The following is a 19,943-nucleotide window of genomic DNA, read 5'->3' on the forward strand; positions in this document are numbered from 1 at the left end:
CGGCGCGGTGGACTCGAATCGTGGAGTCCGGTGTGTGAAGGGAGATGTGCAAATGTGCCGCCCCTTGGCAGCGCAGCCTGCGATTATCGCATGGATTCGGGTTTTTACCTAATTCCCCAGTTTGAGGAAGTGCTCCCGGTAGTGCGCCATCTCGTCGATGGACTCATGGACATCGGCCAGCGCCGTGTGCTTCTGCTGCTTCTTGAAGGCGTTGTAGACCTCGGGCCGCCAGCGCTTGGCCAGTTCCTTGAGGGTGCTGACGTCGAGATTGCGGTAGTGGAAGAAGGCTTCGAGCCTGGGCATGTACTTCACCAGGAAGCGCCGGTCCTGGCTGATGGTGTTGCCGCACATGGGCGAGCCGTTCTTCGGCACGTACTGCTTGATGAAGTCGAGCAGCTGCTGCTCGGCGTCGGCCTCGGTCAGCGTGGACGCCTTCACCTTGCCGATCAGGCCGCTGCGGCCGTGCGTGCCCTTGTTCCAGGCGTCCATCCTGTCGAGCTGCTCGTCGCTCTGGTGGATCACCAGCACCGGGCCCTCGATGCGCGGCGTGAGGTCGGGGCCGGTCACGATCACGGCGATCTCGATCAGGCGTTCCTTCTCGGGATCGAGGCCGGTCATTTCGCAGTCGAGCCAGACCAGGTTCTGGTCGGATTTGGGGAGAGTGGCAATGGCATCAGGCATGCGAGGGATTGTCGCCCATGCCGCGGCAGCCCCCTGAATTGCGCCTAAACTTGGCCGTATGTCTTCCCCCGATGTCCTGACGCTGGCGTTCGCTGCTTTCCTGGTGGTCGGCATGGCCCTCAAGTTCTGGCTGGCCACGCGCCAGATCCGCCATGTGGCGCGCCACCGCGATACCGTGCCCGCCGCGTTCGCCGACACCATCACCCTGGCGGCACACCAGAAAGCCGCCGACTACACCGTGGTCAAGTCGCGCTTCGGCCTGCTGGAGCTGGCCCTGGGCACGGCCGTGCTGCTGGGCTGGACGCTGCTGGGCGGCCTGGACGCGCTGAACCAGGCGCTGCTGGCGTGGCTCGGCGGCGGCATGGTGCAGCAGCTCGCCCTGCTGGCCGCCTTCGCGCTGATCGGCGGCCTGATCGACCTGCCGTTCACGCTCTACCAGACCTTCGTGATCGAGCAGCGCTTCGGCTTCAACAAGATGACGCTGCGGCTGTGGCTGGCCGACCTGCTCAAGTCCACGCTGGTCGGTGCCGCCATCGGCCTGCCGATCGCCGCGCTGATTCTCTGGCTGATGGGCGCCACGGGCGGCCTCTGGTGGCTGTGGGCCTGGGGTGTCTGGATGGGCTTCAACCTTTTGCTGCTGCTGATCTACCCCACGTTCATCGCGCCGCTGTTCAACAAGTTCCAGCCGCTGGAAGACGAATCGCTGAAAGCCCGCGTGACGGCGCTGATGCAGCGCTGCGGCTTCGCGGCCAAGGGCCTGTTCGTGATGGACGGCAGCAAGCGCAGCGCGCACGCCAATGCCTATTTCACCGGCTTCGGCGCGGCCAAGCGCGTGGTGTTCTACGACACGCTGCTGGCCAAGCTCTCGCCCGGCGAAGTGGATGCGGTGCTCGCGCACGAACTCGGCCACTTCAAGCACAGGCACATCATCAAGCGCATCGTGAGCCTGTTCGCGATGAGCCTGGCGGGCTTCGCGCTGCTGGGCTGGCTGTCCACGCAGACCTGGTTCTACACCGGCCTGGGCGTGCGGCCCAACATGGGCGCGCCCAACGATGCGCTGGCGCTGCTGCTGTTCCTGCTGGCCGTGCCGGTGTTCTCGTTCTTCGTCTCGCCGCTGTTCGCGCAGCTCTCGCGCCGCCACGAGTTCGAGGCCGACGCCTATGCCGTGGCGCAGACCAGCGGGCGCGACCTGTCCACCGCCCTGCTCAAGCTGTACGAGGACAACGCCTCGACGCTGACGCCCGACCCCCTGTTCGTCAAGTTCTACTACTCGCACCCGCCGGCCTCGGAACGGCTGGCAAGGATGGCCCCATGAGCACCATGCTGAAGACAAAAGACTGGTCCACCCAGACGCGGCGGGCCCTGAGCGCGCCCGAGGTCGTTGCGGCCCTGGCCCGGCTGGAGGGCTGGACGCTCAGCGGCGACGGCGCCGACGTCGCCATCGAGAAAACCTATCGCTTCGCCAACTACTACGAGACCATCTCGTTCGTGAACGCCGTGGCCTTCATCGCCAACGCGCAGGACCACCACCCCGACCTCTCGGTGCACTACAACCGCTGCGTGGTGCGCTTCAACACGCACGACGTGAAGGGCATCTCCGTGACCGATATCGACTGCGCCTCGCACATCGATGCGCTGCTGGCCTGATGCCGCTGAGCCCGGGGCGGCCGCTTGACTGAGCGCGCCACGCTCGACCCTGGCCTGGTGGTCGCCAGCCACGGCCGCCACTGCCTGGTGGAGACGCCCGAAGGCCAGCGCGTGATCTGCCATCCGCGCGGCAAGAAAAGCCAGGTGGTGGTGGGCGACCGGGTGCTGTGGCAGGCCTCGCAGGACGAAGGCACGATCGAGAAGATCGAGGAGCGGCGCAACCTGTTCTACCGGCAGGACGAGATCCGCACCAAGTCGTTCGCGGCCAACCTGGACCTGGTGCTGATCCTGATCGCGGCCGAGCCCGAATTCTCCGAAAGCCAGCTCTCTCGCGCGCTGATCGCGGCCGAGGCCGAACGCATCACGCCGCTGATCGCGCTCAACAAGAGCGACCTGGTCGAGCCCTTCGAGCGCGCCTGGGAACGCCTGCTGCCCTACCAGCGCATGGGCTACGGCGTGCTGCCGCTGTCGCTGCGCCTGTCCAGGGACGTGGACCACGCCCACCTGCTGCAGCACCTGCAGGGCAAAACCACGCTGGTGCTCGGCCCCTCGGGCGCCGGCAAGAGCACGCTGATCAACCTGCTGGTGCCGGGCGCCACGGCGCAGACCGGCGAGATTTCGCAGGCGCTCAATTCGGGCAAGCACACCACCACCAGCACCACCTGGTACTGGGTGGACGCGGCGCGCAGCACGGCGTTGATCGACTCGCCCGGCTTCCAGGAGTTCGGCCTGCACCACATCGACCCGATGCAGCTCGCCGCCTGCATGCCCGACCTGCGGCCCCATGTGGCGAATTGCAGGTTCTACAACTGCACCCACCTGCACGAGCCGGGCTGCGGCGTCAGGGCCGAGGTTCAGTCTGCCGACAGTCCGGGCAGCATCAGCGCCAGGCGCTACAAGATCTACAGCGACCTGTTCGCCGAGCTGTCGCGCCCCGCGTACTGATGCCGCCGGCGGCAGCCAGTGCCGCGAGAACGAGGGCATCGGGTCTTGTCAAGACCGATCGGCATCGCGCGGGCCCCATTTGTGGCAAATACCGCAAATTCCTGCATACACCCCCATGAAGACACAGCGCCCTTCCATAATCCGCTGTCGTTTTTTACATAAAGTTTCCAACCATATGAAACTCTCTTTCCTTCGCAGGCACTCTGCCTTCCTCCTCCTCAACCTGTCTCTCGCCGCGGCGCTGACCGCCTGCGGCGGGAGCGACGGCACGCTGCTGGCGCCCGGCAACCCCATCCCGCCGGGCCCGACCACCCCCACCGTGACCACCCCGACCATCACCGTCAGCGCACCGGCGCGCGTGGTGGCCAACACGGTCCACAGCAACAGCGCCTCCCTGAGCAGCGGCACGGCCACCTCGATCACCTGGAACTGGGGCGACGGCAGCGCAGCGGGCACCACCAACCCGGCCACGCATGTCTGGTCCAAGGCCGGCAGCTTCAACAGCAGCCTGAGCGCCGTGGTGAATGGCACCGCCCTCACCGGCACGCGGACCACCGTGGTCGTGAGCGAGCCGGTGAGCAGCACGAATGACCACGCCTGCGCCCTGAAGCCCGACGGCACTGTGGCGTGCTGGGGCAACAACTACCGCGGGCAACTCGGCGACGGCACGAACACCAACAACAACAGCACCCCGGTGGCCGTCGCAGGCCTCACGAACGTGACGGCCCTGGCGGCCGGCTTCGTCCACAGCTGCGCCCTGAAGAGCGACGGCAGCGTGGCCTGCTGGGGCGCGGGAACCCAAGGCCAGCTCGGCAATGGCTCGGTGGTGGACCGGACCAGCACCGTGGCCGTCACCGGCCTGACCGATGCCGTGGCGCTGGACGCCAACGGCAACCACACCTGCGCCCTGAAGTCCGATGCGACCGTGGTCTGCTGGGGCAGCAACGGCAACGGTGAGCTGGGCGACGGCACGCAGGTGCTCAAGTCCGCGCCGGTCGCCGTGACCGGCCTGAGCGGCGTCGTGTCGCTGCGCGTGGGCAGTTCGCACAGCTGCGCACTCAAGTCCGACGGCACCGTCGCCTGCTGGGGCACCACCCTGTATGGCCGGCTGGGCAATGGCGTCACCGGCTCGACCACCGCCTCGACCCCCGTGGCCGTCACCGGCTTGAGCAACGCCATCGCGCTGGCGCTGGGCGACTCCCACAGCTGCGCGCTGAAGGCCGACGGCAGCATCGCCTGCTGGGGCTACAACCGCAACGGCGAGCTCGGCAACGGCACCACCACCAACAGCGGCACGCCGGTGGCGGTGTCCAGCCTGAGCGGTGCCATCGCCCTGAGCAGCGGCTACTCCCACAGCTGCGCCCTGAAGTCCGACAACACGCTGGCCTGCTGGGGCTTCAACTTCAATGGCCAGCTTGGCAATGGCAACACCGCGAACCAGACCGCCCCCGTCGCGGTAGCCGGCGTGAGCGGCGTGGCGGCCGTGGCCACCGGCGCCAGCCACACCTGCGCCCTCAAGGCCGACGGCTCCGCGGCCTGCTGGGGCGGCAACGGTGCCGGCCAGCTCGGCGACGGCACCACGACCAGCCGGCCCGCCCCCACGGCCGTCCTCGGCGGCAGCGTCTACTGGAAGTAAGACGCGGGCGAACGGCGGCGGCGCCGCGCCGCCGCCAGCGCTCTGCTCAGGCCGGCCCGGCGCCGGCTTGAGCCACCAGCGGCCCCAGCGCCTGCACCAGCGCCTCGCACTGCGCCGGCGTGCCCACGCTGATGCGCAGGAACTGCGCAATGCGCGCCGGCTGGCGGAAATGCCGCACCAGCACGCCGCGCTCGCGCAGGGCCGCGGCCAGCGCCGCCGCGTCATGCCGCGGGTGACGTGCAAACACGAAGTTGGCCTGCGAAGGCAGCACCTCGAAACCCAGGTCTTCCAGCGCCAGCGCCAGGCCCTCGCGGCTGTGCATCACGGCGCGGCGGGTTTCGTCGAAGTAGGCGCGGTCCTCATAGGCCGCCACCGCGCCGGCCTGCGCGAGGCGGTCCAGCGGGTAGGAGTTGAAGCTGTTCTTGACCCGCGCCAGCGCCTCGATCAGGTGCGGCTGGCCGCAGGCCACGCCCACGCGCAAGCCGGCCAGCGAGCGCGACTTGGACAGGGTGTGCACCACCAGCAGGTTCGGATGGCGGCCGATCAGGCCGATGGCGCTGTCGCCGCCAAAGTCCACATAGGCCTCATCCACCAGCACCACCTGGCGCGGATGCAGGCGCAGCAGCTGCTCGATGGCGGCCAGCGGCAGGCCGACGCCGGTGGGCGCGTTCGGGTTGGCCACCACCACGCCACCAGCGGGGCGCGCATAGGCCGCCACGTCGATGCGCAGCGCCGCATCCAGCGGCACCGGCTCGCAGCGGATCTCATACAGCGCGCAGTACACCTGGTAGAAGCTGTAGCTGATGTCGGGCATCAGGAGCGGCCGGTCCTGCCGGAAGAACGCGAAGAAGGCATGCGCCAGCACCTCGTCGGAGCCGTTGCCCACGAACACCTGCGCCGCGTCGAGGCCATGGTGCGCGGCCACCGCCTCGCGCAGCGCCGTGGATTCGGGATCGGGGTAGAGCTGCAGCCCCTGCTGCGCCGCGGCCGCGATGGCCTGCACCACGCGCGGCGACGGCGGGTACGGGTTCTCGTTGGTGTTGAGCTTGACCAGGTGGGGGATCTTCGGCTGCTCGCCGGGCACATAGGGCACCAGCTGGCGGACCTGCGGGCTCCAGAAGGATTCATCCGAGCGCAACGTCATGCTCCTGAATAGATAGCGCCCAATGACCGCTGCACGCGGACATCAGCCGCTTTTGATTGAAAATTTCAGCCCAGCAGGCGGGCCAGCGTGAGCAGTGCCAGCAGCACCATCCACATCACCACCGAGCGCCAGACCAGGCCGACGATCTGCGCCAGATGCGCCAGCTCGGGCTCGCGCCCCGGGGTGGACTCGCTGTCCTGCCCGATCACGCCGGCCTGGAAGCTCTGCGAGGTGTTGGGCGTGTAGGCCGCCTTCAGCGCCTCGCCGCCCAGGCGCACGTTCACCGCGCCCGAGGTGGCAGCGAGGATCACGCCGTCGTTGTCATTGGGAAAGCGCTGCGCGTGGTTGCGCCAGCAGTCGATCGCTTCCTCGAAGCTGCCCACCACCGCGAAGCCCAGCGCCGTGATGCGCGCGGGCAGCCAGTCGATCACGGTCCAGGCGCTGGCCGCGGCGCCCTGCAGCGCGGCGCTGGCCGGGTGGTTCTTGGCCTTGCTGCGGTACTTCCAGTAGCGCGCCACGAACTCGCTCATGCGGTAGAGCACCGCGCCCGCCGGGCCGAAGCCGAACGCCGCCAGCACCGAGAACCAGGCCAGCACGCCGAACACATGGCGGTGCGCCGCCAGCACCGAATACTCGATGACGTGGCGCACGATCTCGCTGCGCGGCAGCTCGCTCGCGTCGACCTGCTGCCACTCGGCCAGCAGCTCGCGCGCCTGGGCCTCGTCGCCGGCGTTGAGCGCATCGCGGATGTCGGTGAAATGGTGGCTGAACTGCCGGAAGCCCAGCGTGACGTAGAGCACGGCCACGCTCCACAGCACCGCGAACGGCCAGCCCAGCGTCAGCGCCAGCGTCCAGTGGATGGCCAGCGCGCCGAGCGAGGGCACGCCCACGGCCAGCACCCACGCCACCCAGCCGTGGTGCGCCCGGCCGGCGTCGAAATTGCTGCTGACCCAGCGCGCCCAGGCACGCAGCGAGGCATGGATCGGGTTGCTGCGGGCCAGCGGACGGGCCTGCTCGATCAGCAGGGCGAACAGGATCGCTAGAAAGCTCATCCCGTGATGATAGCGGCCACGCCCCGGCTCGCTCCACCCGGTGGCCGGCCGGGCCCGCTCAGCGGGCCGAAAGAAAGCGGTAGAAATTGCGCAGCATGCCGGCCGTGGCGCCCCAGATGAAGCGCTCCCGGCCATGGTCGAGGTAGGGCATGGAGAACCATTCGCGCCGCATGCCGTCCCACTCGAACGCATGGCGGTGGTGGTTGGCCGGGTCCATCAGGAACGCCAGCGGCACCTCGAAGGCGTCGGCCACCTCGTCGGGGTTGGGGTGCAGCTCGAACCCCGGCGTCACCAGCGCCACCACCGGCGTGACGATGAAGGCGGTGCCGGTGACGTAGATCGGCAAGGTGCCGATCACCTCGATGAAGCGCTCGTCCAGCCCCACCTCCTCCTGCGTCTCGCGCAGCGCGGTGGCGGCGTCGTCGGCATCGCTCTCGTCGGCCTTGCCACCGGGAAAGGCGATCTGCCCGGAATGGGTGGACAGGTGGGCGGTGCGCTCGGTCAGCAGCACCGTCGGCTGCTCGCGCATCACCAGCGGCACCAGCACCGAGGCGTGGGCGGGCTGGCGGTCGGCGAATTTCTTCTCCAGCACCACCTCGGGCTGCCAGCGCGGCGGGTGGGCGAAGCGCTGGCGCAGCGCCTCGGCCCCGAGCGCCTCGCGCTCCACCTTCGGCAGGTGCGCGTCGGTGCCGATCACCGGAATCCGGCGCGGATCGAAATTCGGCAGCTTCGACAGCGAGACGACGGGTTGGGAAGGCGAAGAAGTCATGGGCTCCACAACGAAAAAACCGCCACGAGCATCAAGCTGTGGCGGTCTGCGGACAGGGGCTGGCAGCGTGGATTACTGGGCTGCCGGCGCCGTGGCCTTGAGGGTCAGTTTTTCCTTGATGCGGGCCGACTTACCGCTGCGCTCACGCAGGTAGTACAGCTTGGCGCGGCGAACATCGCCGCGGCGCTTGACTTCGATGCTGGCGATCAGCGGGCTGTAGGTCTGGAACGTACGCTCCACGCCTTCGCCGCTGGAAATCTTGCGCACGGTGAAGCCACTGTTCAGGCCACGGTTGCGCTTGGCGATCACCACGCCTTCGTAGGCCTGCACGCGCTTGCGCGTGCCTTCGACCACGTTGACGTTCACGATGACCGTGTCGCCGGGTGCGAATTCGGGGATTTTCTTGCCGAGCTTGGCGATTTCTTCCTGCTCGAGGGTCTGGATCAGGTTCATGGTTTCCTCAGATGATCATGTCCGCGCTACGCAAAAGGCCTGCACCCAGAGGTGCCGGCGGCCGGCCAGAGGATCGAAAAGCCTTTGATTATAACAAGTTACGCGCGCTCGTGGCCAGCCGTGCCGGCGCGGGCCAGTGTGGCCTCGTCGGCGCGGTCGAGCCGGCCGGCGGCCCGCGCGGCCGCGATCAGGTCCGGTCGGTGGCGCGCCGTGAGCTCCAGCCGCCGGTCGCGCCGCCAGCGCTCGATCTGGGCATGGTGGCCCGACAGCAGCGCCTCGGGCACCTTCTGGCCTTTCCAGGTTTCCGGGCGCGTGTAGTGCGGGCAGTCCAGCAGGCCGTCGAGGGCCGGGTTGAAGCTGTCGAGCTGGTGGCTGCCCTCGTCGTTGAGCACGCCGGGCTGCAGCCGCGCCACCGCGTCGAGCAGCGCCATGGCGGCGATCTCGCCGCCCGACAGCACGAAATCGCCGAGGCTGATCTGCAGGTCCACATGGGCGTCGATGAACCGCTGGTCAATACCCTCGTAGCGGCCGCACACCAGCACGGCGCCGGCGCTGGCCGACCAGCCCGCCACGCCCGCATGGTCCAGCGCGCGGCCGATCGGCGAGAACAGCACCACGGGCGCTGCGTCGCCCCGCTCGGCGCGGATCGCCTGCAGGCACAGCGCCAGCGGCTCGGCCATCATCACCATGCCCGGCCCGCCGCCGAAGGGGCGGTCGTCGACGCGACGGTAGTTGCCTTGGGCGAAGTTGCGCGGGTTCCACAGCCGCACCTGCACCAGGCCGGTCTCGTAGGCGCGGCGCGTCACGCCGCTTGCGAGGAACGGCTCGAACAGTTCAGGAAACAGGGTGACGACGTCGAAGCGCATGGCGCAATGGTAAACAGGGCGCGGGCCGGCTGGGCCGGCTGCGGCTCAGTAGTCGGCCTGCCAGTCGACCGTGATGCGGCGGGCAGCGAGGTCCACGCCGTCCACGTAGGCGGACACGAACGGGATCATGCGCTCCAGCGCCTTGCCGTCCTCGCCCGCATAGTCGAGCACCAGCACGGTCTGCGGGCCGGTGGACAGCAGGTCCCGGACCCGGCCCAGCGCCACGCCTTCGCGGTTGACCACGTCCAGGCCGAGCAGGTCGACCCAGTAGTACTCGTCCGGCGCTGCCGTGGGAAAGCTCGAACGGGGAATGAAGATGCGCGCGCCCTTCAGGGCTTCGGCCGCGGCGCGGTCGTCCACCTCATGGGCGCTGGCGACCACGGTGTCGGAATGCGTCTTGGCTTCGCGCACGCGCAACAGGGCCGTGCCGGCGAAGGTCTTGGCGCCCTTCTCGGCCGGCAGCAGGTACCAGCGCTTGGATGAAAAAAGCGCCTCGGGATCGGCGCTGTAGGGCAGGACCTTGAACCAGCCCTTGATGCCCCAGGCATCGGCGATGCGCCCGACTTCGATGGCATCCGCCGGCAATGCGGCGGCTTCGAGGCCGGGCAGCATCAGTGCAGTCAGGCGGCCTTGGCGGCGGCTTGCTTGATCAGGCGGTCCACCGTGGGGGAGGCCTGGGCGCCCACGCCCTTCCAGTAGGTCAGGCGGTCCTGGGCGATGCGGATGCTTTCCTCGTTGTCCTTGGCGATCGGGTTGTAGAAACCGATGCGCTCGATGAAGCGGCCGTCACGGCGCACGCGCTTGTCGGACACAACGATGTTGAAGAACGGACGACCTTTGGAGCCGCCGCGGGAGAGTCGAATGACGACCATGATTTATCCTTCGGGTGGTGGAATTTCTTCCAGCAGTTTTCTTCCAACGTTGAGACACGCGACATGGCCACCCGGCCAGCGACACGCTGAAAAGCTTTCCATTATATCGTTTTAAGTCTTTATGACCATCATCCGCCCCAGTCGCGACGAAGATATTGCCGCCATCGCCGCCATTTACGCCGACCACGTGCTGCATGGCACGGGTTCTTTCGAAACCGAAGCGCCCTCCCCCGAGGACATGGCCGCCCGCCGCGCCGACGTGCTGTCCAAGGGCCTGCCCTACCTCGTGGCCGAGGACGGCGGCCGGCTGCTGGGCTTTGCCTACTGCAACTGGTTCAAGCCGCGCCCGGCCTACCGCTTCTCGGCCGAAGACTCGATCTACCTCGCGCCCGACGCGCATGGCCGCGGCCTGGGCCGCGCGCTGCTGGCCGAACTGTCGGCCCGCGCCGAGGCGGCCGGCATCCGCAAGCTGATCGCCGTGATCGGCGACTCGGCCAACGCGGGCTCGATCGGCGTGCACCGCTCGGCGGGCTTCACCTCGGTGGGCGTGCTCAAGTCCTGCGGCTGGAAATTCGGCCAGTGGCGCGACGTGGTGCTGATGGAAAAAGCGCTGGGCGCCGGCGACAGCCGCCCGCCGCTGCAATAACCCGGGAATCCCTCTCATGAAAAACAAGACCGTCGCCGCCTGGCTGGCATTTCTCGGCGGCCCGCTGGGCCTGCACCGCTTCTACCTCTACGGCCTGGGCGACCTGCCGGGCTGGCTGCTGCCGATCCCCACCGCGCTGGGGGTGTATGGCATCCAGCGCGTGCAGCAGTTCGGGCTGGACGACCAGTTCAGCTGGGTGCTGATCCCCCTGCTGGGCTTCACCTTCGCAGGCTGCGCGCTCACGGCCATCCTCTACGGGCTCATGACGCCCGAGAAATGGAACGCGAAATTCAATCCCACCGCGGCGCCGGACGCGGCACCGGGCCAAACCAACTGGCTCACCGTCGGCGCGCTCGTGCTCGCCCTGATGGTCGGCGCAGGCGTGCTGATGGCCAGCATCGTGTTCAGCTTCCAGCGCTATTTCGAATACCAGATCGAGGAAGCGCGCAAGATCTCACAATAAGGGCCACCGCCCGCCCCTGACCTGCCCCGAAGGACCGACATGGAGAAGACCGCCCACCCGGCAAGCACCCCGGCATGGCTGATCCGCAGCGCCGAACCGGCCGATGCGGCGGCGATGTCCGCGCTGCTGGGCCAGCCCGGCACCTTCGAGGGCACGCTGCAGCTGCCCGACATGCCCATCGCCTCGCGCCTGGAGATGCTGCAGCGGGTTGACTCCTCAGGCTGCAGGCTCGTGGCGGTGGCTAGCGACCAGGTGATCGGCATGGCCAGCCTGCATTCGCCGCAACCGAGCCTGCGGCGCGCCCATGTGCGCAGCCTGGCCATTGGCCTGGCGCCCGGCTGGCAGGGCCGGGGCCTGGGCCGCGAGCTCATCGTGCGGCTGCTGGACTGGGCCGACCACTGGGCCGGCGTGCTGCGCATCGAGTTGCAGGTGCATGCCGACAACGAGCGCGCGGCGGCCCTCTACCGCAGCCTGGGCTTCGTCGAGGAAGGCCGCCACAGGGGCTATGCGCTCAAGCATGGCCGCTACGTGGACAGCCTCTCGATGGCGCGCCTGCACCCGAACCCGCCGACGCTGGCGGGCTGAGGCTGCGCCTCAGAACACCTGCAGGCTGACCCAGTAGGCGATCGCCGCCACGAAGGCGCTGGCGGGGATCGTGAAGATCCAGGCCCAGACGATGTTGCCGGCCACACCCCAGCGCACCGCGCTGGCGCGCTGCGTGGAGCCGACGCCGACGATGGCGCCCGTGATGGTGTGGGTGGTGGACACCGGAATGCCCAGCGCCGTGGCCAGGAACAGCGTGAGCGCCCCGCCGGTCTCGGCGCAGAAGCCGCCCACTGGCTTGAGCTTGGTGATCTTCTGGCCCATGGTCTTGACGATGCGCCAGCCGCCGAACATGGTGCCGGCGGCGATGGCGATGTAGCAGCTCACGATGGTCCACAGCGGCGGCGTGCTCTCGCCCGCGGCCGCGTAGCCGGTGGCGATCAGCAGCATCCAGATGATGCCGATGGTCTTCTGCGCGTCGTTGCCGCCGTGGCCCAGGCTGTAGGCGCCGGCGGACACCAGCTGCAGCCGGCGGAACCAGCGGTCCACCCGCGAGGGCGTGGCGCTGCGAAAGGCCCAGGACACGGCCACCATCATCACGGAGCCGAGCAGAAAGCCGAGCAGCGGCGACACGAAGATGAAGGCCACGGTCTTCCAGATGCCCCCGGCGACCAGCGCCCCGGCGCCCGCCTTGGCGATCACCGCGCCCACGATGCCGCCGATCAGCGCGTGCGACGAGCTGCTCGGGATGCCGTAGTACCAGGTCACCACGTTCCAGGTGATGGCGCCCACCAGCGCGCCGAACACCACGTGCACGTCCACCACGCCCGGGTGCACGATGCCCTTGCCCACGGTGGCGGCCACGCTCAGGTGGAAGATGAAGATGGCGATGAAATTGAAACAGGCCGCGAACAGCACGGCCTGGGTGGGTTTGAGAACGCCGGTCGAGACCACGGTGGCGATCGAGTTCGCCGCGTCGTGGAAACCGTTCATGAAATCGAAGGCCAGCGCCAGGAACACCAGCACCACCACAACCCACAGGGCGACTTGCACAGTTTGCATAGGAATTCAGCCTCGCTCGAACGCCGCGCCGGGCCGCCCCAGGCCATGCGCGGCCCCAACGGGGATCCGCGAAGGCCGCGCAGCGGCGGGCGCCCAAGCCATGTTCTTCAGGAATTCTCGAGGACGATGCCCTCGATCTGGTTGGCCACGTCCTCGCACTTGTCGGTGATGGTTTCCAGCAGCTCGTAGATCGCCTTGAGCTTGATGACCTCGCGCACGTCCGGCTCCTCGCGGAACAGCTTGCTCATGGCCGCGCGCATCACGCGGTCGGCGTCGGATTCGAGCCGGTCGATCTCCTCGCAGGTCTTGAGCGCGGCCTCGGCCGTGCTCGGATCGGCGATCTTGTCGAGCAGTCGCACGGCATCCTTCACGCGCTCGCAGCACTTGACGCTGAGGTCGGTCAGGCGCGTGATCTCGTCGGTCATGTGGCGCACGTCGTACAGCGCCATGGTCTCGGCCGAGTCCTGGATCAGGTCGGCCACGTCGTCCATGGTGTTGATCAGCGAGTGGATCTGCTCGCGGTCGATCGGCGTGATGAAGGTCTTGTGCAGCAGGCGGTTGACCTCCTGCGTCACGCGGTCGGCGGCGCGCTCGGCGTTGTCCACATCGCGGTTGTACTGCTCGCGCAGATGGGCGTCGTTGTAGTTCGCCACCAGTTGGGAGAAGGCTCGCGCCGCCTCCACGATGCGGTCGGCGTGCTGGTTGAACATCTCGAAAAAATTGCCTTCGCGCGGCAACAGCTTGCCAAACAGCATCAATCGCTCCTGGGGGAGTTATGTCGGGAATGTGACGTTTTTGTGACAGGCGGGAGTTTAACCGCCCGCTTTGCGGCGAGCCCCGCGCCGGAAAAATTCAGGCGCCGCGGAAGATGAAGTACACCGCGCCCACCATGCACAGCCCGGCCCACAGGTAGTCCCACTTGAGCGGCTGGTCGAGGTAGAACACCGCGAACGGCACGAACACGCTCAGTGTGATCACCTCCTGCAGGATCTTGAGCTGGCCCACGTTGAAGTGCGTGTAGCCGATGCGGTTGCCCGGCACCTGCAGCAGGTACTCGAACAGCGCGATGCCCCAGCTCACCAGCGCCGCCACGTACCAGGGCGAGGCCGCCAGGTTCTTCAGGTGGCCGTACCAGGCGAACGTCATGAACACGTTGCTGGCGATCAGCAGGAGAACGGTCTGCAGCAGGACCGGCAGGGACTGGAGGGCTTGCATGGTGGCTCGATTATCCGCCGCCCCCGGCGCGGCTACTCGCGCCCCTCGGCCACGGCGCCGACCCAGTCAGGCGCCTCGGGCTCGTCGCGCAGCCGGTTCTTCAGGCCCATCGCCATGCGCCAGCGGTGCAGCCACGAGAAGCCCCATTTGCCGGCATAGCCGTCGGTGCTGGCATAGGCCGGGTCCGACAGCGCGTCCTGCAGCGTCACGAAGCGGTAGCCGCGCGCGCGCAGCCAGGCCAGCATGACGTCCAGGTAGTCGGCGTTGAGGCGGTTCGCATGGATCAGCAGCACCTGCGGCACATGGCGCTGGAAGGTATCGCCCGACAGCGTTTCGGCGAACGCCAGCGCCGCGTCGAGCTGGGCCAGGTAGGCGGCGGCAATGCGCTTGGCCAGCGCCTCGTCCTGCCGGCCCAGGGCGCGCTGGTAGGCCTGATCGAACAGCCAGTCCTGGTGCTCCACGGTGAAGGGCGCAAGCCGCACGCCGTCCGCCGCCAGGACGTGGAGCAGGGCCTTGCGGTCGTCGGCCGTCTGCCCCAGGTCGTTGTAGGGCGCGCGGAAGAAGCCGTCATAGGCCACCCCGCCCGCGCCGGCCCGGCGCAGCTCGGCCACCACGGCCTGGCCGCGGCGCACGTCCGCGAGGTAGTCGGCCGCCGGCATGGCGCTGAAACGCGAGTGGCCGTAGCCATGGTTGTGCAGGCGGTGCCCGGCGTCGGCCCAGGCCTGGAGCAGCGCGCGCCGCGCCGGCGCCTCGCCCTCGACCTCCACCAGGCTGCCGGTGATGAAGATGTCTGCCGGCACCTTGTTGCGCGAGAGCGCCGCCAGCAGCGCCTGCGTTGCGCTGCCGGCCTGCGCCAGCGAGCCGGCCGGCGCGGCCGTGGCAAAGGGCAGGTCGTCGATGGTGACCGACACCACGCGGTCCTGCGCGGCGGCCGGCGCGGCGAGCTGCCAGGCGAGGAGAAAGGCAAGAACGAATCGCATGCGCGCGGCAAATCTTGGGACGGGGGTGAAGGCAGGCGGCCGGCACGCGGCCAGGGCGTCTGTGTTTATACCATCCGCTCGCGACGGGGCCAGACTCGGGGCGGTACACCCATCGCTACAAAATCAATAGCAAACAATGACCACCCGACAAGGACATCGGGGCTATTTGATTCAAAAAAAGGAGAAAAAGCCGCCGGACGGCGCCCGGAGCCGCCGCAGCACCGGCTGCGGCCGCCGGATCAGAGCCGCTCGATGCGCTGGCCGGCCAGCGCCGGATCGCGGGCCGCCGCCCGCCAGTGCGGCGCGATCTCGGCCAGCGGCACCATCACGAAGGCGCGCTGGCCCATGCGCGGGTGCGGCAGCGTGAGCGCGGGGCTGTCGATGCGGCCGTCGCCGTACAGCAGCAGGTCGAGGTCCAGCGTGCGCGGCGCGTGGCGGTAGGGCCGCTCGCGGCCCGCGTCCTGCTCCAGCGCCTGCAGCGCGCGCAGCAGCTCGGGCGCGCTCAGGCCGGTGGACACCTCGGCCACGGCGTTGATGAAATCGGGGCCGCCGGCATCGACCGGCGCCGTGCGGTAGAGCGACGAGCACCGCGTGCATTGCGTGGCCGGCAGCGTGCCAAGGGCCTGCAGCGCCTGCCGCACCGCGGCGGCGGCGTCGCCCAGGTTGGCCCCCAGGGCGACGTAGGCGGTGACGGGAACGCGCGGCGGCATGCGGGTCATGGAGGGAATGGGCGGCGGGTCCGGCCGATGCACGGCACCGCCCTCGCCCGGCTTCTGGCGTCAGGCCGGCTCGCTGCCGGCGCCTGCGCCCTCGCCGCCGCCCGGCTTGCGCCGGCGGCGGCGGCGCTTGCGGGCCGGTGCGTCACCTTCGGTGGCGGGCGGCTCGCCGGCCTCTGGCGCCGGGCCGGCAGCGGGGTCGGCAGGCACACGGTGCACGCGGGGTTCACGCGGCTCGCGAGGTTCGCGCGCCGCCCTGGCCGGCGCCCGGGGCTGCCCGGCCTTGGCCTGCTGCACCAGGTCCTCGCGCCCGGCGTCGCTGGCGGTGCTGAACTCCTGCCACCAGTCGGCCAGCGCCTCGTCCACTTCGCCGGCATCGGCGCGCAGGCGCATGAAGTCGAAGCCGGCGCGAAAGCGCGGCTGATCCACCAGGCTGAACGGCGTGCTGCCGGTGCGCTTCTCGAAGCGCGGCTGCATCATCCAGATTTCGCGCATGTCGGCGGCCAGCTTGCCTCGGCCCGAGACGTCGCCGATGCGGGCGTTGAACACGTCGTCGATCGCGTCCTGCAGCGCGGGGAACGAATGCTGGCGCTGCTTGAGGCGCGCCGCCCAGCCGTCGCGCACGTCGGCCCACAGCACGCAGGCCAGCAGGAAGCTCGGCGCCACCGGCTTGCCCTCGCCGACGCGGCGGTCGGTGTCCTGCAGCGCGGCCTTCACGAAGGTCTGCTCGGCACGCTCCACCACCACGTCCAGCAGCGGGTAGATGCCGCGCGCCAGGCCCAGCTTCTTGAGCTGCTCGATGGTGGCCAGCGCATGGCCGGTCTGCAGCAGCTTGAGCATCTCGTCGAACAGCCGGCTCTGCGGCACATCGGCCAGCAGCGCCTGCGACTCGACCAGCGGCGCGGCGGTCTTGGCCTCGAGCTTGAAGCCCAGCGGGCTGAGCTTGGCGGCGAAGCGCACGGCGCGGATGATGCGCACCGGGTCTTCACGGTAGCGCGCCACCGGGTCGCCGATCATGCGCAGCGTCTTCTTCTTGGCGTCCTTGATGCCGCCGTGGTAGTCGACCACGATCTGCGTCTCGGGGTCGTAGTACATGGCATTGATGGTGAAGTCGCGCCGCGTGGCGTCTTCGTCCTGCGGGCCCCAGACGTTGTCGCGCAGCACGCGGCCGCTCGAATCCACCGCGTGCTTCATGCCGGCGAGTTCGCTCTTGCTGGTCTTCTCGTTGCCGGCCACCTGCTCGGCCGCCGCATTGTCGAGGTAGGCGCGGAAGGTGGACACCTCGATCACCTCGTGCTCGCGGCCGCGGCCGTAGACCACGTGCACGATGCGAAAGCGCCGCCCGATGATGAAGGCGCGGCGGAACAGGCCCTTGACCTGCTCGGGCGTGGCCTTGGTGGCCACGTCGAAATCCTTGGGCTTCAGGCCCAGCAGCAGGTCGCGCACGGCGCCGCCGACGATGTAGGCCTCATGGCCGGCCTGCTTGAGGGTGTGCACCACGTTGAGCGCGCGTTCGTCCACCAGCGCCGGGTCGATGCCGTGCACGTCGGGGCCGATTTCCTCGCGCTTGCCGAACCTGGGCGCCTTGCCCCTGGAAGCCGCTGCGGTCTTGCCCAGCAGCTTGTCGATGAATTTTTTGATCATGAAACTTTGAAAGGCTGGCTGCCATGGGCCCGGGCAGGTCCGGACAGGCCGCGTCCTCAGCTGATTTTAGGAAACAGGTCCAGTATGCGCCATCCGCGCCCGGCGGCCACGGCGCGCAGCCGGTCGTCGGGGTTGGTGGCCACCGGATGGTCCACCTTCTCCATCAGGGCCAGGTCGTTGATGGAATCGGTGTAGAAAGTGCTCTCCACGTCGCGCCAGCCCAGGCCGCGCGCCGCCAGCCATTGTTCCACGCGGGCCACCTTCCCCTCGCGGGCCGAGGGAACGCCCCGGATTTCGCCGTTGATCCAGCCGTCGGGGCCGCGCTCCAGCTCCACGGCGATCAGTTCGTCCACGCCGAAGGCGCCGGCGATCGGGCGGGTGACGAATTCGTTGGTGGCGGTGACGATCACCACCGCGTCGCCGGCCTGCTGGTGCCGGCGCACCAGCGCCAGCGCCTCGGGCCGGATGGCAGGCCGCACCACCGTGTCCATGAAGCGGTCGTGCGCCTGGGCCGCGTTGGCAGCGCCCTGCTGGCGCAGCGCGTCCGTGGCAAAGCGCACATAGTCGTGGATGTCGAGGGTGCCGGCCTTGTAGTGGGCAAAGAACTCGTCGTTGCGCTGCGCGAACGCCACCGGGTCGGTCCAGCCGATGGTGGTGGTGAACACGCCCCAGGCGTAGTCGGAATCGATCGGCAGCAGCGTGTGGTCGAGGTCGAACAGCGCCAGTGTCAGTTTGCCTTGGCTCACTCGTTCTCCAGCATCGATTTGATCAACGGAATGGTGATGGCGCGCTTGGTCTGCAGCGCATAGCCGTCGAGCTGGTCCAGCAGCTGCATCAGGCTGCCCAGGTCGCGCGAGAAGCGCGTGAGCATGAAATCCATCACCTCGTCGCCCAGGAACACGCCGCGCGCATCGGCCTCCTGGCGCAGCACCGCGCGGCGCTCGGGCTCGCTGAGCACCTGCAGGTGGAACACATGGCCCCAGCCCAGCCGGGTGCGCAGGTCCTCGCGCAGCCTGAGGTCGGCCGGCGGCAGCTCGCCCGCGGCCAGCACCCAGCGCTGGTGCGTCTGCGCGTTGACGAACCAGTTGAAGGCGGTGTGCTGCTGCACGGCGGTGTACAGGTGCACCTCGTCCAGCAGCACGGCGGCCCAGGCCTCGTTGAACTCGGGCGGCTCGTGCGTGCCGGCGTCCAGCCAGCCCACCGTGGCGCCCTGCTCGCGCAGGGCCTCGCGGGCGGCCTTGAGCAGGTGCGTCTTGCCGCTGCCGCCGGCGCCCCACAGGTAGGTGGGCACCGGCGAGCGCGTCGGATTGCCCGCCCACAGCTGCAGGTGCTTCAGGGCGGCCTCGTTCGGGCCGGCGAAAAAACGGGACAGCGTCGGCCCCGTGGCCAGCCCGATGTCGAGTGCGATCTGTTTCATGCCCGCCAACGTCGTCTTCCAGTCACCCTGCACTCAGCCCTGGTACAGCCGGCTGGCCATGTAGCCGGCCTGCAGGCGGCGCACCGCCACCAGTAGCACGGCGCTGGCCGGCAGCGCCACCAGCACGCCGACGAAGCCGAACAGCTGGCCGAAGGCCAGCAGGGCAAAAATCACCACCAGCGGGTGCAGGCCGATGCGCTCACCCACCAGGCGCGGCGTGAGGTAAAGGCTCTCGATCACCTGGCCCAGGCCGTAGACCACGGCCACCATGACCACCGCCTTGAGCGAGGCGAACTGCAGCAGCCCGGCCAGCGTGGCCAGCGTCAGGCCCAGCCCGAAGCCCAGGTACGGCACGAACACCGCCAGGCCCGTGAAAACGCCGACCGGCAGGGCCACGTCCAGCCCGAACAGGGCCAGGCCGACGCTGTAGAACACCGCCAGCGTGAGCATCACCAGCAACTGGCCGCGCAGGTACTGGCCGAGCACCAGGTCCGCTTCCTGGGTGAAATTCTCGTAAGGCCCGCGCAGGCGCACCGGCACCAGCGCCTGCACGCGGCCGACGAACGAGTCCCAGTCCATCAGCAGGTAGAACAGCGCCACCGGAATCAGCACCGCGTTGCCGATCACGGCCAGCGCCACGCTGCCGCCGAGCTTGAGCGAGGACATCAGCGAGCCGAAGGCGTCCTCGAAATTGGCATTGAGGTACTTGAGCACGAACGTCTTGATGCTGGCCACGTCGAGCGACACCTTGAAGCCGTACTGCGCCAGCCACGGCGACAGCCAGGCGTTGAGCCGGTCGGCCAGGATCGGCACCTGCTCGCGCATCAGCGGCAGCTCCTTGGCCAGGATGGGCACGATCAGCAGCAGCACGCTCAGCAGCGCCACGATGAACAGCAGCTCGACCAGCAGCACGGCCACCACGCGCGGTATCCGCCCGCGGCCCAGGTCGTCCAGCCAGTTGACCAGCGGCGTGAGCGCATAGGCCAGCACTGCCGCCACCACGAAGGGCGTGAGCACCGGCCCGAGCAGCCACAGCACGAGCGCCACCAGCATGGCGATCAGGCCCCAGGCGGCGGCGCGTTTTTGAGCGGTGGTGAATTCCATGCGGTGGTTGGGGGGCGGCCCTTGAAGCCAAGGGGCAAATTCTATCGGGCCGGGCGGCCTCATCCGGCCGGCCAGACGCCGGGAACCC

Annotated in this window: 24 protein-coding genes; 7 read left to right on the forward strand and 17 right to left on the reverse strand. The window is 68.8% G+C overall.

The window, feature by feature from the left end; all coding sequences use genetic code 11:
* Positions 1-108 precede the first annotated feature (108 nt).
* Positions 109-681 (reverse strand): oligoribonuclease, encoded by a 573-nt coding sequence (gene orn, locus MMF98_RS13250; RefSeq protein ID WP_243306747.1) that lies wholly within the window; start codon positions 679-681, stop codon positions 109-111.
* Between the two features lie 58 nt (positions 682-739).
* Between orn and MMF98_RS13255 the strand changes: the two genes are divergently transcribed.
* From MMF98_RS13255 to MMF98_RS13270, 4 genes are all read left to right on the forward strand, one after another.
* Positions 740-1,996: a M48 family metallopeptidase gene (locus MMF98_RS13255; protein WP_243306748.1), complete on the forward strand. Its 1,257-nt coding sequence runs from the start codon at positions 740-742 to the stop codon at positions 1,994-1,996.
* Positions 1,993-2,328: a 4a-hydroxytetrahydrobiopterin dehydratase gene (locus MMF98_RS13260; protein ID WP_243306749.1), complete on the forward strand. Its 336-nt coding sequence runs from the start codon at positions 1,993-1,995 to the stop codon at positions 2,326-2,328. The genes MMF98_RS13255 and MMF98_RS13260 overlap by 4 nt, the downstream gene beginning before the upstream one ends.
* A gap of 24 nt (positions 2,329-2,352) precedes the next feature.
* Positions 2,353-3,273 carry a ribosome small subunit-dependent GTPase A gene (rsgA, locus tag MMF98_RS13265; protein WP_243306750.1) on the forward strand — a complete coding sequence of 307 codons (921 nt, stop codon included), beginning with the start codon at positions 2,353-2,355 and terminating at the stop codon, positions 3,271-3,273.
* Positions 3,274-3,448: 175 nt separating this feature from the next.
* On the forward strand, positions 3,449-4,909 hold the full coding sequence (locus tag MMF98_RS13270) for an RCC1 domain-containing protein (protein ID WP_243306751.1): 1,461 nt from the start codon (positions 3,449-3,451) through the stop codon (positions 4,907-4,909).
* Positions 4,910-4,955: 46 nt separating this feature from the next.
* Here the strand turns inward: MMF98_RS13270 and hisC are convergent, their stop codons facing one another.
* The 7 genes from hisC to rpsP form a co-directional block, all read right to left on the reverse strand.
* The gene (hisC, locus tag MMF98_RS13275; RefSeq protein ID WP_243306752.1) at positions 4,956-6,053 is read right to left on the reverse strand and encodes a histidinol-phosphate transaminase; all 1,098 of its coding nucleotides are present in this window, start codon (positions 6,051-6,053) and stop codon (positions 4,956-4,958) included.
* Between the two features lie 65 nt (positions 6,054-6,118).
* Entirely contained in the window at positions 6,119-7,105 is a 987-nt protein-coding gene (locus MMF98_RS13280; RefSeq protein ID WP_243306753.1) for a CobD/CbiB family protein, read from the reverse strand.
* Between the two features lie 58 nt (positions 7,106-7,163).
* A complete protein-coding gene (locus MMF98_RS13285; protein WP_243306754.1) occupies positions 7,164-7,874 on the reverse strand; it encodes a CoA pyrophosphatase in 711 nt (236 codons plus the stop codon).
* 72 nt (positions 7,875-7,946) lie between these two features.
* Positions 7,947-8,327 carry a 50S ribosomal protein L19 gene (rplS, locus tag MMF98_RS13290; protein ID WP_243306755.1) on the reverse strand — a complete coding sequence of 127 codons (381 nt, stop codon included), beginning with the start codon at positions 8,325-8,327 and terminating at the stop codon, positions 7,947-7,949.
* Positions 8,328-8,425: 98 nt separating this feature from the next.
* A complete protein-coding gene (gene trmD, locus MMF98_RS13295) occupies positions 8,426-9,193 on the reverse strand; it encodes a tRNA (guanosine(37)-N1)-methyltransferase TrmD (RefSeq protein ID WP_243306756.1) in 768 nt (255 codons plus the stop codon).
* Positions 9,194-9,238: 45 nt separating this feature from the next.
* Complete coding sequence (rimM, locus tag MMF98_RS13300; RefSeq protein ID WP_243306757.1) at positions 9,239-9,805, reverse strand: ribosome maturation factor RimM; 567 nt, start codon at positions 9,803-9,805, stop codon at positions 9,239-9,241.
* 8 nt (positions 9,806-9,813) lie between these two features.
* Positions 9,814-10,065, reverse strand: a complete 252-nt coding sequence (gene rpsP / locus MMF98_RS13305; protein ID WP_243306758.1) for a 30S ribosomal protein S16 — start codon at positions 10,063-10,065, stop codon at positions 9,814-9,816.
* 121 nt (positions 10,066-10,186) lie between these two features.
* Here rpsP and MMF98_RS13310 point away from each other — a divergent pair, with 121 nt between their 5' ends.
* The 3 genes from MMF98_RS13310 to MMF98_RS13320 are packed head-to-tail and all read left to right on the forward strand — an operon-like array spanning position 10,187 to position 11,759.
* On the forward strand, positions 10,187-10,711 hold the full coding sequence (locus tag MMF98_RS13310; RefSeq protein ID WP_243306759.1) for a GNAT family N-acetyltransferase: 525 nt from the start codon (positions 10,187-10,189) through the stop codon (positions 10,709-10,711).
* A gap of 16 nt (positions 10,712-10,727) precedes the next feature.
* Positions 10,728-11,174 carry a TM2 domain-containing protein gene (locus MMF98_RS13315; RefSeq protein WP_243306760.1) on the forward strand — a complete coding sequence of 149 codons (447 nt, stop codon included), beginning with the start codon at positions 10,728-10,730 and terminating at the stop codon, positions 11,172-11,174.
* Between the two features lie 39 nt (positions 11,175-11,213).
* The gene (locus MMF98_RS13320) at positions 11,214-11,759 is read left to right on the forward strand and encodes a GNAT family N-acetyltransferase (RefSeq protein ID WP_243306761.1); all 546 of its coding nucleotides are present in this window, start codon (positions 11,214-11,216) and stop codon (positions 11,757-11,759) included.
* A 9-nt stretch (positions 11,760-11,768) separates the two neighbouring features.
* Here the strand turns inward: MMF98_RS13320 and MMF98_RS13325 are convergent, their stop codons facing one another.
* From MMF98_RS13325 to MMF98_RS13365, 9 genes are all read right to left on the reverse strand, one after another.
* The gene (locus MMF98_RS13325) at positions 11,769-12,779 is read right to left on the reverse strand and encodes an inorganic phosphate transporter (RefSeq protein ID WP_243306763.1); all 1,011 of its coding nucleotides are present in this window, start codon (positions 12,777-12,779) and stop codon (positions 11,769-11,771) included.
* 107 nt (positions 12,780-12,886) lie between these two features.
* Positions 12,887-13,534: a DUF47 domain-containing protein gene (locus tag MMF98_RS13330; protein WP_243306765.1), complete on the reverse strand. Its 648-nt coding sequence runs from the start codon at positions 13,532-13,534 to the stop codon at positions 12,887-12,889.
* Between the two features lie 97 nt (positions 13,535-13,631).
* The gene (locus MMF98_RS13335; protein ID WP_243306766.1) at positions 13,632-13,994 is read right to left on the reverse strand and encodes a DMT family protein; all 363 of its coding nucleotides are present in this window, start codon (positions 13,992-13,994) and stop codon (positions 13,632-13,634) included.
* A 32-nt stretch (positions 13,995-14,026) separates the two neighbouring features.
* Positions 14,027-14,974 carry a polysaccharide deacetylase family protein gene (locus MMF98_RS13340; protein ID WP_243306767.1) on the reverse strand — a complete coding sequence of 316 codons (948 nt, stop codon included), beginning with the start codon at positions 14,972-14,974 and terminating at the stop codon, positions 14,027-14,029.
* A gap of 239 nt (positions 14,975-15,213) precedes the next feature.
* A complete protein-coding gene (gene folK, locus MMF98_RS13345; protein WP_243306768.1) occupies positions 15,214-15,693 on the reverse strand; it encodes a 2-amino-4-hydroxy-6-hydroxymethyldihydropteridine diphosphokinase in 480 nt (159 codons plus the stop codon).
* A 60-nt stretch (positions 15,694-15,753) separates the two neighbouring features.
* Complete coding sequence (pcnB, locus tag MMF98_RS13350) at positions 15,754-17,334, reverse strand: polynucleotide adenylyltransferase PcnB (protein ID WP_243306769.1); 1,581 nt, start codon at positions 17,332-17,334, stop codon at positions 15,754-15,756.
* Between the two features lie 56 nt (positions 17,335-17,390).
* Positions 17,391-18,065: an HAD family hydrolase gene (locus tag MMF98_RS13355; protein ID WP_243307394.1), complete on the reverse strand. Its 675-nt coding sequence runs from the start codon at positions 18,063-18,065 to the stop codon at positions 17,391-17,393.
* Positions 18,066-18,076: 11 nt separating this feature from the next.
* Positions 18,077-18,751, reverse strand: coding sequence for a DnaA regulatory inactivator Hda (hda, locus tag MMF98_RS13360; protein ID WP_243306770.1), 675 nt, complete (start codon positions 18,749-18,751; stop codon positions 18,077-18,079).
* 33 nt (positions 18,752-18,784) lie between these two features.
* Entirely contained in the window at positions 18,785-19,855 is a 1,071-nt protein-coding gene (locus tag MMF98_RS13365) for an AI-2E family transporter (RefSeq protein ID WP_243306771.1), read from the reverse strand.
* Positions 19,856-19,943: the final 88 nt, after the last annotated feature.

Source organism: Variovorax terrae (assembly GCF_022809125.1).
Classification (GTDB): Bacteria; Pseudomonadota; Gammaproteobacteria; order Burkholderiales; family Burkholderiaceae_C; genus Variovorax_A; species Variovorax_A terrae.

Bases quoted from the DNA above. Each gene is read 5' to 3' on its own strand.
- MMF98_RS13335 (WP_243306766.1), bottom strand. From the start codon at position 13,994: ATGCAAGCCCTCCAGTCCCTGCCGGTCCTGCTGCAGACCGTTCTCCTG.
- MMF98_RS13280 (WP_243306753.1), bottom strand. From the start codon at position 7,105: ATGAGCTTTCTAGCGATCCTGTTCGCCCTGCTGATCGAGCAGGCCCGT.
- MMF98_RS13340 (WP_243306767.1), bottom strand. From the start codon at position 14,974: ATGCGATTCGTTCTTGCCTTTCTCCTCGCCTGGCAGCTCGCCGCGCCG.
- MMF98_RS13255 (WP_243306748.1), top strand. From the start codon at position 740: ATGTCTTCCCCCGATGTCCTGACGCTGGCGTTCGCTGCTTTCCTGGTG.
- pcnB (WP_243306769.1), bottom strand. From the start codon at position 17,334: ATGATCAAAAAATTCATCGACAAGCTGCTGGGCAAGACCGCAGCGGCT.
- folK (WP_243306768.1), bottom strand. From the start codon at position 15,693: ATGACCCGCATGCCGCCGCGCGTTCCCGTCACCGCCTACGTCGCCCTG.
- MMF98_RS13365 (WP_243306771.1), bottom strand. From the start codon at position 19,855: ATGGAATTCACCACCGCTCAAAAACGCGCCGCCGCCTGGGGCCTGATC.
- rpsP (WP_243306758.1), bottom strand. From the start codon at position 10,065: ATGGTCGTCATTCGACTCTCCCGCGGCGGCTCCAAAGGTCGTCCGTTC.
- MMF98_RS13325 (WP_243306763.1), bottom strand. From the start codon at position 12,779: ATGCAAACTGTGCAAGTCGCCCTGTGGGTTGTGGTGGTGCTGGTGTTC.
- MMF98_RS13270 (WP_243306751.1), top strand. From the start codon at position 3,449: ATGAAACTCTCTTTCCTTCGCAGGCACTCTGCCTTCCTCCTCCTCAAC.
- MMF98_RS13285 (WP_243306754.1), bottom strand. From the start codon at position 7,874: ATGACTTCTTCGCCTTCCCAACCCGTCGTCTCGCTGTCGAAGCTGCCG.
- MMF98_RS13310 (WP_243306759.1), top strand. From the start codon at position 10,187: ATGACCATCATCCGCCCCAGTCGCGACGAAGATATTGCCGCCATCGCC.
- orn (WP_243306747.1), bottom strand. From the start codon at position 681: ATGCCTGATGCCATTGCCACTCTCCCCAAATCCGACCAGAACCTGGTC.
- MMF98_RS13315 (WP_243306760.1), top strand. From the start codon at position 10,728: ATGAAAAACAAGACCGTCGCCGCCTGGCTGGCATTTCTCGGCGGCCCG.
- trmD (WP_243306756.1), bottom strand. From the start codon at position 9,193: ATGCGCTTCGACGTCGTCACCCTGTTTCCTGAACTGTTCGAGCCGTTC.
- rimM (WP_243306757.1), bottom strand. From the start codon at position 9,805: ATGCTGCCCGGCCTCGAAGCCGCCGCATTGCCGGCGGATGCCATCGAA.
- MMF98_RS13330 (WP_243306765.1), bottom strand. From the start codon at position 13,534: ATGCTGTTTGGCAAGCTGTTGCCGCGCGAAGGCAATTTTTTCGAGATG.
- rplS (WP_243306755.1), bottom strand. From the start codon at position 8,327: ATGAACCTGATCCAGACCCTCGAGCAGGAAGAAATCGCCAAGCTCGGC.
- MMF98_RS13320 (WP_243306761.1), top strand. From the start codon at position 11,214: ATGGAGAAGACCGCCCACCCGGCAAGCACCCCGGCATGGCTGATCCGC.
- hda (WP_243306770.1), bottom strand. From the start codon at position 18,751: ATGAAACAGATCGCACTCGACATCGGGCTGGCCACGGGGCCGACGCTG.
- MMF98_RS13260 (WP_243306749.1), top strand. From the start codon at position 1,993: ATGAGCACCATGCTGAAGACAAAAGACTGGTCCACCCAGACGCGGCGG.
- hisC (WP_243306752.1), bottom strand. From the start codon at position 6,053: ATGACGTTGCGCTCGGATGAATCCTTCTGGAGCCCGCAGGTCCGCCAG.